The sequence below is a fragment of the Erwinia sp. PME.40.26/001 genome (assembly GCF_055556675.1).
Genome location: NZ_JBVHNP010000004.1, coordinates 205180 through 218652 on the forward strand (window position 1 = coordinate 205180; position 13473 = coordinate 218652).

16 protein-coding genes are annotated in these 13473 nt (G+C 56.7%); 13 read left to right on the top strand and 3 right to left on the bottom strand.

Going from position 1 to position 13473, the window contains the following annotated elements; all coding sequences use genetic code 11:
- The first annotated feature begins 88 nt into the window (after nt 1-88).
- The 5 genes from ppiB to ACZ3HG_RS13900 all read left to right on the top strand — a co-directional run bounded on the left by ppiB (nt 89) and on the right by ACZ3HG_RS13900 (nt 4145).
- Nucleotides 89-583 (top strand): peptidylprolyl isomerase B, encoded by a 495-nt coding sequence (gene ppiB, locus ACZ3HG_RS13880; protein WP_062745124.1) that lies wholly within the window; start codon nt 89-91, stop codon nt 581-583.
- Nucleotides 583-1299 (top strand): UDP-2,3-diacylglucosamine diphosphatase, encoded by a 717-nt coding sequence (gene lpxH, locus ACZ3HG_RS13885; RefSeq protein ID WP_191933576.1) that lies wholly within the window; start codon nt 583-585, stop codon nt 1297-1299. The genes ppiB and lpxH overlap by 1 nt, the downstream gene beginning before the upstream one ends.
- Before the next feature lie 148 nt (nt 1300-1447).
- A complete protein-coding gene (gene purE / locus ACZ3HG_RS13890; RefSeq protein ID WP_062745120.1) occupies nt 1448-1957 on the top strand; it encodes a 5-(carboxyamino)imidazole ribonucleotide mutase in 510 nt (169 codons plus the stop codon).
- The gene (gene purK, locus ACZ3HG_RS13895) at nt 1954-3021 is read left to right on the top strand and encodes a 5-(carboxyamino)imidazole ribonucleotide synthase (RefSeq protein ID WP_465333074.1); all 1068 of its coding nucleotides are present in this window, start codon (nt 1954-1956) and stop codon (nt 3019-3021) included. The genes purE and purK overlap by 4 nt, the downstream gene beginning before the upstream one ends.
- A 371-nt stretch (nt 3022-3392) precedes the next feature.
- Nucleotides 3393-4145 (top strand): helix-turn-helix transcriptional regulator, encoded by a 753-nt coding sequence (locus ACZ3HG_RS13900; RefSeq protein ID WP_465333075.1) that lies wholly within the window; start codon nt 3393-3395, stop codon nt 4143-4145.
- Between the two features lie 41 nt (nt 4146-4186).
- On the opposite strand, the gene ybbP is transcribed toward ACZ3HG_RS13900, so the two are convergent.
- Both ybbP and ybbA read right to left on the bottom strand, forming a co-directional pair.
- Nucleotides 4187-6604: a putative ABC transporter permease subunit YbbP gene (gene ybbP / locus ACZ3HG_RS13905; protein ID WP_465333076.1), complete on the bottom strand. Its 2418-nt coding sequence runs from the start codon at nt 6602-6604 to the stop codon at nt 4187-4189.
- The gene (gene ybbA / locus ACZ3HG_RS13910; RefSeq protein ID WP_191933579.1) at nt 6601-7287 is read right to left on the bottom strand and encodes a putative ABC transporter ATP-binding protein YbbA; all 687 of its coding nucleotides are present in this window, start codon (nt 7285-7287) and stop codon (nt 6601-6603) included. Before ybbA ends, ybbP begins: the two co-directional genes overlap by 4 nt.
- Between ybbA and tesA the strand changes: the two genes are divergently transcribed.
- The 8 genes from tesA to ACZ3HG_RS13950 all read left to right on the top strand — a co-directional run bounded on the left by tesA (nt 7258) and on the right by ACZ3HG_RS13950 (nt 13024).
- Nucleotides 7258-7881, top strand: coding sequence for a multifunctional acyl-CoA thioesterase I/protease I/lysophospholipase L1 (tesA, locus tag ACZ3HG_RS13915; RefSeq protein ID WP_465333077.1), 624 nt, complete (start codon nt 7258-7260; stop codon nt 7879-7881). The two genes, ybbA and tesA, sit on opposite strands and share 30 nt — an antisense overlap.
- A 31-nt stretch (nt 7882-7912) precedes the next feature.
- Nucleotides 7913-8683 carry an SDR family oxidoreductase gene (locus ACZ3HG_RS13920; RefSeq protein ID WP_191933581.1) on the top strand — a complete coding sequence of 257 codons (771 nt, stop codon included), beginning with the start codon at nt 7913-7915 and terminating at the stop codon, nt 8681-8683.
- 69 nt (nt 8684-8752) lie between these two features.
- A complete protein-coding gene (locus ACZ3HG_RS13925; RefSeq protein ID WP_191933582.1) occupies nt 8753-9610 on the top strand; it encodes a co-chaperone YbbN in 858 nt (285 codons plus the stop codon).
- 378 nt (nt 9611-9988) lie between these two features.
- Nucleotides 9989-10258 (top strand): hypothetical protein, encoded by a 270-nt coding sequence (locus ACZ3HG_RS13930; protein ID WP_191936903.1) that lies wholly within the window; start codon nt 9989-9991, stop codon nt 10256-10258.
- Nucleotides 10255-10500 (top strand): hypothetical protein, encoded by a 246-nt coding sequence (locus ACZ3HG_RS13935; protein WP_191933584.1) that lies wholly within the window; start codon nt 10255-10257, stop codon nt 10498-10500. Before ACZ3HG_RS13930 ends, ACZ3HG_RS13935 begins: the two co-directional genes overlap by 4 nt.
- Before the next feature lie 139 nt (nt 10501-10639).
- Complete coding sequence (locus ACZ3HG_RS13940; protein ID WP_191933585.1) at nt 10640-11503, top strand: hypothetical protein; 864 nt, start codon at nt 10640-10642, stop codon at nt 11501-11503.
- Between the two features lie 154 nt (nt 11504-11657).
- Nucleotides 11658-12572: an SPFH domain-containing protein gene (locus ACZ3HG_RS13945; protein ID WP_191933586.1), complete on the top strand. Its 915-nt coding sequence runs from the start codon at nt 11658-11660 to the stop codon at nt 12570-12572.
- Nucleotides 12572-13024: an NfeD family protein gene (locus tag ACZ3HG_RS13950; RefSeq protein ID WP_191933587.1), complete on the top strand. Its 453-nt coding sequence runs from the start codon at nt 12572-12574 to the stop codon at nt 13022-13024. Before ACZ3HG_RS13945 ends, ACZ3HG_RS13950 begins: the two co-directional genes overlap by 1 nt.
- Here the strand turns inward: ACZ3HG_RS13950 and cueR are convergent.
- Nucleotides 13021-13431 carry a Cu(I)-responsive transcriptional regulator gene (cueR, locus tag ACZ3HG_RS13955; protein ID WP_191933588.1) on the bottom strand — a complete coding sequence of 137 codons (411 nt, stop codon included), beginning with the start codon at nt 13429-13431 and terminating at the stop codon, nt 13021-13023. The two genes, ACZ3HG_RS13950 and cueR, sit on opposite strands and share 4 nt — an antisense overlap.
- Between the last annotated feature and the right edge of the window lie 42 nt (nt 13432-13473).

Sequence of the window (13473 nt, forward strand, 5' to 3'; positions counted from 1 at the left end):
TATAAGAGCCGTCTGTCGCACGGGACAGACTCCAGTCTCAGTTCCCGGCGCTCAATGTTAAATACTCCAACCCTGACAGGATGAGAATATGGTCACTTTCCAGACTAATCATGGCGATATCGTCATCAAGACTTTCGATGATAAAGCGCCGGCTACCGTTAAAAACTTCCTTGAGTACTGCCGCGAAGGTTTTTACGACAACACCATCTTCCACCGTGTGATCAACGGCTTTATGATCCAGGGCGGCGGTTTTGAACCGGGCATGAAGCAGAAAGACACCAAAGAAGAGATCCGCAACGAAGCGGGTAACGGCCTGAAGAACACCAAAGGCACCCTGGCGATGGCCCGTACTCAGGCGCCACACTCTGCGACCGCCCAGTTCTTCATCAACGTGGCTGACAACGACTTCCTGAACTTCCGTGACGAAAGCCTGCAGGGCTTCGGTTACTGCGTGTTTGCCGAAGTGGTTGAAGGCATGGACGTGGTTGAGAAAATCAAAGCCGTGGCTACCGGCCGCAGCGGGATGCACCAGGACGTGCCAAAAGACGACGTGATCATTCAGAAAGTCACCGTCAGCGAATAATGTCGCATACGCTGTTTATCGCAGATATCCATCTGTGTACTGAAGAACCGGCTATTACAGCCGGTTTTCTGCATTTTTTACGCCGTGAAGCACAGCACGCCGACGCGCTGTATATTCTCGGTGACCTGTTTGAAGCCTGGATCGGTGACGATGACCCGAACCCGCTTCATGCCGAGGTCGCACACGCCCTGCGCCAGCTGCCCGTTCCCTGCTATTTTATTCACGGTAATCGCGACTTTCTGCTGGGCAAACGTTTTGCCAAAGCCAGCGGTATGACGCTGCTGCCGGAAGAGCAGGTGCTGGACCTGTACGGCAGGCGCGTGCTGATTATGCATGGCGATACCCTGTGTACCGACGATCAAGGCTATCTGCGTTTTCGCGCAAAGGTCCAGCAGCGCTGGCTGCAGACGCTGTTCCTCGCCCTGCCCCTCTTTGTCCGTCAGCGTATCGCCCTGAAAATGCGCGCCGGCAGCCGTCAGGCTAACAGCAGCAAATCTCAGGAAATCATGGACGTCAATCAGCAGGCGGTAGTGGCGGCGATGTCAGGCCATCAGGTGCAGTGGCTGATCCACGGTCACACCCATCGCCCGGCCGTTCATCCCCTGCTGATCCAGGGTCAGGCGGCTGAACGCCTGGTGCTCGGTGCCTGGCATGAAGAAGGGTCAATGATCAAAGTCAGCCCTGACGAGATAAGCCTGATCTCCTTCCCGTTCTGATGCAAAAATCTGAGTGAAAACGGCGGTACTTGACGCTACGCAACCGTTTTCCTCACCGCGCAGTCGTGATATTCTCTTTGCCCTTCCCATCGGGTCGCCCTGTTGAGCGGCCCTGGTGACGTTTTACAATCACAGGAGTCAGACCCGCATGACATCGAACGCCGCACCGGCCCGCATTGCTATTGTTATGGGTTCCAAAAGTGACTGGGCAACCATGCAATTTACGGCGGAAATCCTTACCAGCCTGGACGTTCCCTTTCACTGCGAAGTGGTGTCTGCACACCGCACGCCGGACAAACTCTTCAGCTTTGCCGAACAGGCCGCCGGTAACGGCTATCAGGTGATTATCGCCGGCGCAGGCGGGGCAGCCCACCTGCCGGGCATGCTGGCGGCGAAAACGCTGGTGCCGGTACTGGGTGTTCCGGTGCAGAGCGCGGCCCTGAGCGGCGTCGACAGCCTCTACTCTATTGTACAAATGCCGCGTGGCATTCCGGTGGGCACGCTGGCAATCGGTAAAGCCGGCGCTGCCAATGCGGCCCTGCTGGCGGCACAGATCCTCGCGCTGCATGATGCCGGGCTGGCCGATCGCCTGAATCACTGGCGTCAGAGCCAGACCGACGAAGTGCTGAATAACCCGGACCCGCGGGAGGAAGCATGAAGCCGGTCTGCGTATTAGGTAACGGCCAGCTGGGGCGTATGCTGCGCCAGGCAGGTGAACCTCTGGGTATTGCCGTCTATCCGGTGGGCCTGGATGCGGAACCCGAATCCCTGCCCATTGCGCAGAGCGTGATCACTGCTGAAATCGAGCGCTGGCCTGAAACGGCATTAACCCGTGAACTGGCGGGCCATAATGCCTTTGTTAACCGCGATATCTTCCCACTGCTGGCCGATCGTCTGACCCAGAAACAGCTGCTGGACCGGCTGGGCCTGGCAACCGCGCCGTGGCAGTTGCTCTCCAGTGCAGATGAGTGGGCGCAGGTATTCACCACGCTGGGCCCGCTGGCCATCGTTAAACGCCGCACAGGTGGCTATGACGGTCGCGGCCAGTGGCGACTGCACGCCGGTGAAACCGAATCACTGCCCGCTGACTGCTACGGCGAGTGCATTGTTGAACAGGGGATCAATTTCTCCGGCGAAATGTCGCTGGTTGGCGCGCGCGGCCACGACGGGCATACCGTGTTTTACCCGCTGACACACAACCTGCATCAGGACGGCATTCTGCGTACCAGCGTCGTGCTGCCGGAAGTAAACGAGCAACATCAGCAGCAGGCCGAGCGTATGCTGTCTGCCATCATGAATGAACTGAACTACGTCGGCGTGATGGCGATGGAGTGTTTCGTGGTACCGGAAGGTTTGCTGATCAACGAGCTGGCACCGCGCGTACACAACAGCGGTCACTGGACGCAGAACGGCGCATCCATCAGCCAGTTTGAGCTGCATCTGCGGGCTATTCTCGACCTTCCACTGCCAACGCCTGTCGTCAGCACACCCTCGGTGATGGTCAACCTGATTGGCACCGACGTCAATCTGGCATGGCTGGGGCAGCCGCTGGTGCACCTGCACTGGTATGAGAAGGAAGTACGAGCCGGGCGTAAAGTGGGCCACCTGAATCTGTCCGACGTCAGCCCACAGGCCCTCAGCCATGCGCTGAACGCGCTGGTGCCGCTGCTGCCGGAAGAATACGCCAGCGGGATTGCCTGGGCGGTTGAAAAGCTGGATTAATCCCTTTGCCTTACGGGCTGACTGAAACAGAAGGTCAGCCCCTCCAGCCGCCTGCCCCATTAATAAATGCTAAATTCTGAAAATGGCGAGTGCCTGACTGTACTAAAGTACAGCTACATTCTCGGCGCTTATGGTCTATGCTCCCTGCTACAAAAAATAGTACACATCGAGTCCCTTTTCAGTCTTTAGCCGCATACTTTGTCCACACCAGGGAACCCGTTTATAGGGTTTCCTATACTTTTTGATATAGCTTTCACCTTCAATCAAAGTCTCACGCTTCGTAATACCCCCCAGATTAGCCGGATAACAACAACCATGGTAATATCTTCACAGTAAATTAAGGATGATTCATTTTACAGGGAGAGTACAAGATGCGCGCTGAATTTTTTAACAATTCGACCATTAATTCCATTATAAAACGTCACTTTGAAAAAGAGCTGTCGACATTAAGTGACATAAAATATGTTTACGCGATCATGAGTAAGAGTAACCCTGTCGATATTGCTATCATTTCTAACCGACAAGAATGGTTCCGCATCTATAAACAAAACAACTTTCAGCTCATTGATCCGGTTGTCATTACGGCATTAAACCGCATTACGCCTTTTTCGTGGGATGAGAACTTCTTGCTCTGTCAGGGGATAAAATCACTCAGTTTTTTTGACATGGCACGTAATCATGACATTATCAATGGTTATACTTTTGTACTCCATGACCAATACAATAATCTGGTTATGCTCTCCATTTTTTCAGAGAATGAATGTAACAATAACATCGAAGACATTATCCTGAAAAATAAAAGCAAACTTCACATGATTTTGATAACAACCCATGAAAAAACAATATATCTGTACCAGAAACGGCAGATTGACAGTGATTTCGAAAAAATGAATAACAGAAATATATTTTCTCATCGTGAAAATGAAATCATATATTGGGTCAGTGTAGGGAAGTCCTATCAGGAGATAGCGATTATTACAGGAGTAAAACTGACAACAGTAAAATATCATATTGCCAACGCTGTGAAAAAATTAGGCGTGAACAACGCGAAGCATGCCATCCGTCTTGGCGTAGAGATGAAACTAATCCGCCCTGTATTCCCTGACAAAAACGATAATAGTTAAGCTCAAAAGTAAAGAGGCCGGCTTTCACCGACCTCCTTTCACTATCCCGCGTAATACCCTCTGAACAGCGCTTTCCCTTTCAGTAAGCGCACACCCAACCAGCCGCCGCACAGCGACAGCAGAACGGCACCGGTTAACGGCAGTACCAGCCACAGCGTAAAATCAGGCTGCCACGGGAAGTCAAACACCTTACGCTGCAACCCCCACAGCGCAGCCTCTGCCCCGATAGCCGCCGCCACGCCGGACACTACGCCCAGCAGCGCAAACTCGCACCACAGCGTGCCGCGCAAAAGTCGGATGCTGGCCCCGAGCGTGCGAAAGACCACCAGCTCCTGGCGGCGCTGACGCATACCCACCTGAATTTGTGCCAGTAACAGCAGCACGCCGCAGGCGGTCACCAGGATAACCATGATCTCCAGTGCCTGGCTGACCTGCGCCAGCACCTGCCCTATCTGCTTCAGAATACTGCCAATATCCAGCAGGCTGAGCGTCGGGAACTGGCGGTTTAACTGCGCCAGCGTGGCGTTGTCATTGTCCATTCTGAAGCTGGTCAGCCAGGTCTGCGGCTGTCCGTCCAGCGCACCCGGCGGGAAGATAAAGAAAAAGTTTGGCTTCAGGCTCTCCCAGTCCACCTTGCGCATGCTGCTGATTTTGGCACTGAACTCCTGGGTATCCCCGCTAAAGGTGACGGTATCCCCCAGCTTCACACCGAGCCGCCCGGCCAGCTCCTGTTCAATCGACACTTCTCCCTTTTTCGGCGGCCAGGTGCCTGAAGTCATCGGATTGTGATCCGGCAGATCTTTCTGCCAGGTGAGGTTCAGCTCCCGGTTGAGGGACTCATCCAGCGCCGGGTCGGCCAGCTTTTCATTAATGCTGGTCAGCCGCACGCGCGCCACCGGATAGAAGGTTTCTGCCCTGACCTGATGCTGCTGCAGGAAGGCCTGCACCTGCGGTACCTGCTGTTCGGTCATGTTCAGCAGAAAATAGTTCGGACTGCCCGGCGGCAGCTGCTGCTGCCAGCGTTCCAGCAGATCGCCCCGCATCACCAGCAGCAGCGCCAGCAGCATAAACGACAGCGAGAAGGCCGCCAGCTGGCTGAGTGTGGTCCACGGCTGGCGCAGCAGCCGGTTGACTGCCAGGCGAAATGCCAGATTACGCAGGGTCAGACGGCGCAGCAGCAGCAGCCCACCCCAGCCAATCGCGCCCAGCAGTAAGGAGAGCAGCACAATCCCCGCCACCAGCGCCCACAGCAGCTTGCTGCCCCCCACCAGCAGCGCCAGCAGGCCAACCACCACCAGCGCCATGACGGGCAGATAGAACTTCAGCGGCCAGAGGTTGGCCACCGCATCGCGGCGCAGGACGCGCAGCGGCTGGGTCGCCAGCAGCAGACGGTAAGGACGCAACCCGACCAGCAGAGAGATGACAAACAGCGATCCAACAGCCCACAGCCATGGCCAGGCACTGGCGGCCGGCAGCTCACCGGGCAGCACCGGGCGCAGCATACTTAACAGTACGGCTTCAAAGCCCAGGCCGATGGCGCTGCCCACCACGGCCGCCAGCAGCAGCACCGACAGCCACTGGCCGATAATCAATTTACGCAGTGCCGCCCGGTTGGCACCGAGCGTTTTCAGCACTGCCACCAGATCGTAGCGGCTGCGGCAGTAGTGATTCATTGCCACCGCCACGGCGGCAATGGCCAGCATCAGGGTCAACAGGGCTGACAATAGCAGGAACTGCTGGGCGCGCTGCATCGACTTGCCCAGTGCATCCTCACTGTTCTCCACGCTGATCCAGCGCTGATCCGCCGTGATCCGCGAGGCGATATAACGGTCATAGCGCGCCAGCTGCGCGGGCGTACCGGAAAATTTATAGCGCCAGGTGATGCGGCTGCCGGGCTGGATCGCACCGGTCTTTTCTACATCCGCCAGATTCATCAGCAGACGCGGTGCAGTCTGGAACGGGTTAAAGCCCGCATCCGGCTCCTGGACCACCTCCCCCCCGATACGCAGGGTGGCATCCCCCACGTCCAGTTGGTCCCCGGCTTTACGCTCCAGCAATGCCAGCAGACGCGGTGCGGCCAGCACGGTGCCCGCCGCCGGTTTCAGCCCGGCAGGCACCGTGGTCAGTTGCCCGAACATCGGGTAAAGATCGTCGACGGCTTTGACCGAAGCCAGCTGCGGCGTATCGCCTGCAAAGGTCATAGTCATAAAGGTCAGCTGACGTCCGACCTGCAGTCCGTCCGCACGCGCCTGTTCAAGCCATTCAGCGGGCACCTCTTTGCCGCTGCGCAATGTGCGGTCACCCGCCATAAAGTCACGGCTCTGCTGGCTTAAGCCTTTTTCCATGCGGTCGCTGAGTGAACCGAGAGCCAGCACGCAGGCCACTGCCAGAGTCAACGCCAGCCAGACAATCAGCAGCGAGGGGGATTTCCACTCGCGCCAGAACCAGCGCCAGATCATGCTTCCTCCCACAGCTTGCCGTCGCGCAGCCGCAGGCGGCGGTCACAGCGCGCAGCCAGCTGTTCATCATGCGTAACGAGGATCAGCGTGGTGGCATAGTCCCGGTTCATTGAAAACAGCAGGTCGGCAATACGGTCACCGGTTTTCCGGTCAAGATTGCCGGTGGGTTCATCGGCAAAGAGCAACGCCGGCCGGCCGTTAAAGGCACGGGCCAGCGCCACACGCTGCTGTTCCCCCCCGGAGAGCTGCGCAGGGAGGTGGCTCAGACGTTCACCGAGGCCAAGCTGGGCAAGGAGCGCGGCTGCCTGCTCCCGGCTTTTACGGTCACTGTCGCCGCGCAGCAGCGCCGGAAGCTGCACGTTTTCCTGAGCGTTGAGCGTGGGGACCAGCATGAAAGACTGGAAAACAAAGCCGACATTTTTCGCGCGCAGTTCGGCCCGCTGCTCTTCATTCATCTGGTGCAGCGGCTGACCAAGCATCATCACTTCGCCTTCCGTACCGTCGTCCAGGCCGGCAAGAATACCCAGCAGCGTTGACTTGCCCGATCCCGACTCACCGATCAGGGCGAGTGTCTCAGCCGGTTTGACAACCAGCTCAACTCCGGTAAGGATGGAAAGCTGATGCTCACCCTGACCGACGGACTTACTAAGACGATGAACTTCAAGAATGTTTTCCGCTGGCATTTGCCTTTCCTGTTCTTATTGGCGTTTATGACGCTGCGCGCGACGGCGGCAGACACACTGCTGGTGCTGGGCGACAGTCTGAGCGCCGGTTACCGCATGTCTGCCAGTGCCGCATGGCCTGCGTTACTCAATGATAAATGGCAAAAATCCCCTACCATTATTAACGGTAGCATAAGCGGCGATACCGCGACGCAGGGGCTGGCGCGTTTGCCCGCGCTGCTGAAGCAACATCAGCCTCGCTGGGTACTGATTGAACTGGGTGGCAATGATGCCTTACGCGGTTTTGCCCCACAGCAGATCGAGCAGGATCTGGATCAGGCGATTAAACTGGCGCTGGCCGCCAAAGCGCAGCCGATTCTGATGCAGATACGTATACCGCCAAACTACGGCAAGCGTTATACCGAATCCTTCGCTGCCATTTACCCCAGCCTGGCGGAGAAGCATGCCATTCCCCTGTTGCCATTCTTTATGGAGCAGGTCTATCTGAAACCGGAATGGATGCAGGACGACGGTATTCATCCCAATCCTGCCGCACAACCGTTTATTGCCGATCTGATGGCCAAAAATCTGGCTCCCCTAGTTAAGCATGAGTGACCCGGCTCTGAGTGCCGTAACAGGTAAAGTTATGCAAAAAAGAATTGTTATTACCGGCAGTTCCAGCGGAATTGGCCTGGTGGCGGCCAACGATCTGCTGCGCCGGGGGTATCAGGTGATTGCGGCCTGCCGGAAACCGCAGGACGTCGCCCGGATGGATGCGCTGGGTTTTCAGGGTGTGTTGCTGGATCTGGATGACGCTGCCAGCGTCGAACGGGCTGCGGGAGAGATCCTCACCCTGTGCGGCGGGGTACTGCACGGTTTATTTAACAACGGCGGCTTTGGGGTCTATGGCCCGCTGCAGTCGGTGTCGCGCCAGCAGCTGGAGCAGCAGTTCTCCACTAATCTGTTTGGTACCCACCAGCTGACCGTGCTGCTGCTGCCGGCGCTGATCGCAGGCGTTGGCCGTATTATCAATACCAGCTCGGTGATGGGCCTGATTTCCACGCCGGGTCGCGGGGCCTATGCCGCCAGTAAGTACGCGCTGGAGGCCTGGTCGGATGCGCTGCGCATGGAGCTGCACAGCAGCGGCGTGCGCGTCAGTCTGATTGAGCCGGGCCCGATCCATACGCCGTTTACCGACAATGTCCGTCAGGCGCAGCAGGATAAGCCGGTACACAATCCCGGCATCGCCGCCCGCTTTACGCTACCGCCTGAGGCGATCCTGCCGAAACTTCGCCATGCGCTGGAAAGCCGCCGTCCGCGTCTGCGCTATCCGGTAACGCTAATCACGCATGCCATCGTGGTGCTACGCCGTTTACTGCCAGGCTGGCTGATGGACCGGTTTTTACGTCAGAATTAGTCGCCGCCCCTTGAAGCCGCGGCTCGCGCCCCAATACAGTAATAAACTTACGTGAAAAGAGACGAATTCATGTCACCACAAGCAACGATTGTAGAAATTAACGAAACCAACCTGCAGCAGACGCTGGAACAGTCGATGCAGATCCCGGTGCTGTTCTACTTCTGGTCTGAGCGCAGCCAGCACTGTCAGCAGCTGACGCCGTTGCTGGATCGTCTGGCGCAGGAGTATGCTGGCCAGTTTATTCTGGCCAGGCTGGACTGTGATGCCGAGCCCGCCGTGGCGCAGCAGTTTGGACTGCGTTCCCTTCCGACGGTCTATCTTTTCCAGAACGGTCAGCCCGTTGACGGTTTCCAGGGGCCGCAGCCGGAAGAAGCCGTCCGCGCCCTGCTGGAAAAAGTGCTGCCAAAAGAAGAAGAGCTGAAGGCGCAGCAGGCTATGCAGCTGATGGAAGAAGGCAAACTGATCGACGCCCTGCCCCTGCTGAAAGAGGCCTGGGCGCTGAGCAATCAGGGCAGCGATATCGGTTTTCTGCTGGCCGAAGTACTGATTGGCCTTAACCGCAGTGAAGAAGCCGAAGCGGTGCTGAAAGTGGTGCCACTGCAGGATCAGGATACCCGCTATCAGGGGCTGATCGCGCAGATTGACCTGCTGAAACAGGCAGCTGACACCCCGGAAATCCAGCAGCTGCAACAGCAGCTGGAAGCGGACCCCGATAATGCCGGGCTGGCCACGCAGCTGGCGCTGCAGTTTCACCAGGTCGGACGCAATGAAGAAGCCCTTGAACTGCTGTTCTCCCATCTGAAAAAAGACCTGGGTGCGGCCGACGGTCAGGCGCGTAAAATTTTGCAGGAGATCCTCGCAGCGCTCGGCACGGGTGATGCCCTGGCAGCAAAATACCGCCGCCAGCTCTACTCACTGCTCTACTGATATCACCGGGCCGGTGGCCATGCCGCCGGCTTACGCCCTGACTGTCAGGGGCATCCCTGCCAGGACAGTCTCTGCTCTCCCGCCTGCGCCTTAACACCGTCCCCCTTCCGATCCCCAGCCAGATAAAGGCTTCATTCACGCCACCCTGTCATTATTCACTATCAAGATGACTTATAAGACTGAATGAAATATCGTGAAAAAGTTGACTAAAGTCAGGTAGAGAAGACATTCAAATGACTAACATAAGTCATCGAAATACTTTACCCGCAATGACCACTCAATGATCCAGGCGTTAATTACAACCTCTGCAGAAAGATCGCGTTCGGGCGGCAGGTCAGCCAGCCCTGATCTGTTTTGTCCTGTTACCGGGAGGGCGAGATGACACCGGAACACCTGGCGCTGATCGCGGCATCACGTTCAGCCCTGCTGACGGCCCTCTGCGACAGCGAAAAATTTCACCGTGAGCACCGGGCGGCCTGCTTACAGCTTTCCCGGGCTGCACATCATGCCCTGTCGCTGACAGTGACGCTTGAGCGGGGCTCACTGGCACAGCAGGCTGACTATGCCCGGCTGCTGGAATGCCAGATGGTTTCCGTCCGTGCCTGTCAGGCGGCATTAAACACATTAACCCGGAGGATAAGGCAATGACCCGATTTTCACAGTCTGTCAGCGACAGGATCGGCACAGAAGAACATCGCAACATGATGAGAGATATCTCGTCAGAGTTCGGTGATGAGATGTTAAAAACCCTGCTGCTGCTGAATGCGCGGCTGATGGGACTGAGTATGAGTGACCTGAAGTCCGTGGTGATCAGCGTGGTTGCACGGGACGAGACAACCCTGATCCTGAAGCGCGATAGCGAAAATGTTCACTTTGAGGTCAGCCATTAAGCCCCATCTAGCTAAACGCGGCACCGTTATAAGTCTGGCGGTAGAGATGGCAATGACCGGTAAGGCGGTCAGCCTCCTGACTTCCGCACGTTAAGATGTGATATCATGACTTATCCAGGTAAAGCGGAAAGTTTATAATATGTCACATATTTTCTTTGAGTTTGATCTTGAGCCTGGCGTTAAGTCAGTGGCAGATCTGAACTACGTACTGCGCGATCACGACAAAAAAACCGCCTTTGTGATGAGCGCCGAGGTGGCAAGATTTGTGAAAGATGCCCTTATTATTAATGACACCATTATCAGCTTTAAAAACTGCTGTTTCGCCTTTGAAAAAGGGGCGGAGTTCGTTGAATTTGACCACCAGGGTCACTCCGTTCGTTTTTCAGAACCGGTGCCGCCATGGTTTATCACGCCCGCGGTTTTTGCCCGCTCTGACTGGCTTGATAACCACGCCCTGGCCGACCTGGCCGCTCCCGAGTTTATCAAAGCCTTTAATGAAAAATTCCCGGATCTGCAGGATCGCAGAAAACACGCAGACTATCTTTTTGACCTTCAGCTGCAGAAGGAAACGCTATCGCCCACTGCCAGCAGCCGCTCTCCGGGTAATATACGCGGCAAATCCACCAAACCTAAAGTCACAGACCTGGGCTCCTTCCAGCTCTTCCAGCAATTTTTTGACCGGCTGAAGTCGGCCGTGATGGCGGATGAATTCCCGACGCTGAATGTCCTGACCGCCGCAGATGACGTGAGCAACGTGCCCGGCAGCTATCGTCAGGCGATCCGCACGGCCATGAAAGCAGTCACCCATGAGCTGCCGGTCAACAATAAGCGCCAGGCGGCAGGCAATCCGGCGCTGTTCTGCGCACCGGTTCGCGAAAAGATCGCTGAGATTGAAGCCATCGGGCTGGAGCCGTATTACCTGGCCCTGTCGCAGGCCATTGCGGAAGCAGAGGGGAGCTACATCGCCGATTTTTCCTTCCAGTACGGCGATCGCCGCCCCTGACCCTGTTCAGCAGGGTGGCGCTCTCTCTGGCGTTACCCTATCATCAGGGCTGTGATGGCGCTGGCTCGCCGTAAGGCAGCGCATCAGACAGGGCGTGCGGGAAAAAGGTCGCCCAAAAGACTTATTCATAATAACAATCTGGAGGTTATTTTTTATGTTGGCTGTGATCCCCGTCATTATCATTCTGGCCCTGATCCTCGTCTGGTCAGGGATTAAAATTGTCCCGCAGGGTTACCAGTGGACCGTTGAACGTTTTGGCCGCTACACCAATACGCTGCAGCCCGGCCTGAATCTGGTGATCCCCTTTATGGACCGCGTCGGGCGCAAAATTAATATGATGGAGCAGGTACTGGATATCCCGTCGCAGGAGATTATCTCAAAAGATAACGCCAGCGTGACGATTGATGCCGTCTGCTTTATTCAGGTTGTCGATCCGGCGCGTGCCGCCTATGAGGTCAGCAATCTTGAACTGGCGATCATCAACCTGACCATGACCAATATGCGTACCGTGTTGGGCTCAATGGAACTGGATGAAATGCTGTCACAGCGCGACAATATTAATACCCGCCTGCTGCATATTGTCGATGAAGCCACTAACCCGTGGGGCATTAAAATCACCCGTATTGAGATCCGCGATGTGCGCCCACCGGCAGAACTGATCGCCTCAATGAACGCACAGATGAAAGCTGAACGTACCAAGCGTGCCGACATTCTGGAAGCCGAAGGGGTGCGCCAGGCGGCGATCCTGCGTGCTGAAGGCGAGAAGCAGTCGCAGATCCTGAAAGCCGAAGGTGAACGTCAGTCGGCGTTTCTCGCCGCAGAAGCGCGTGAGCGTGGTGCTGAAGCCGAAGCGCAGGCCACTAAGATGGTGTCCGAGGCGATTGCCGCCGGTGACATCCAGGCGATCAACTACTTCGTGGCGCAGAAATATACCGATGCCCTGCAAAATATTGGCTCATCCGGCAACAGTAAAGTGGTGATGATGCCGCTGGATGCCAGCAGCCTGATGGGCTCTATTGCCGGGATCAGTGAGTTACTGGGTGAAAGCCGTGCGGAGCGTAAACGCTGATGATTGATGAGCTGCTTGCTAACCCCTGGTGGATATGGCTGAGCCTCGGCGGCCTGTTGCTGGCAGCAGAAATGCTGGGCACCAGCGGCTATCTGCTTTGGAGCGGCGTGGCAGCCGTTCTCGTCGGCCTGCTGGTGTGGCTGGTCCCCATGCCGTGGGAGTGGCAGGGGCTGAGCTTCGCCGCACTGACTATTCTCGCTGCGCTGTGGTGGTATCGCTGGCTTAAGCACCGCGACCGGCGACACCCTCCTTCCACGCTCAACCAGCGCGGCCAGCAGATGGTGGGCCGCCAGCTGACGCTGGATACCGCGCTGGTGAATGGATTTGGCCATGTGCGGATCGGGGATGGTAACTGGCGCGTACAGGCCGATGAGGATCTCCCTGCCGGCACGCCGATCACTGTGGTCGCGGTAGAGGGGATCACCCTGCGCATCGTGCCACGTTCCGTTTAGTCCGCTTTATCCCGCTGGCGGCAGCCGGCCAGGTGGTTAATGATCGGACACTCCGCGCCGTCATCCCCCGGGCAGCTGGCCGCCAGATCAAGCAGTTTCTGGCGCATCAGTTTAAGCTCAGAGATATGGGCTTCAATCTCCCTCACTTTATCAAGCGTCCGCGCCTTCACATCGGCGCTGTGGCGCGCGGGATCGTTAAACAGACTCACCATCTCCCGGCACTCATCAAGATTAAATCCCACCTGGCGGGCCTGACGCAGCAGCGTCAGCTCCTCAAGGTGCTTAGCACTGTAGCTGCGATAGCCGTTATCCGTCCGCAGCGGCGGCGTCACCAGGCCCTTCTCTTCGTAGAAACGAATCGCTTTGCTGGTTAAACCGGTCTTTTTTGCCACGTCGCTAATATTCATTTTTGCTCCTTGACCTTCCCCTTGATGGAAGGTTTAACCTCC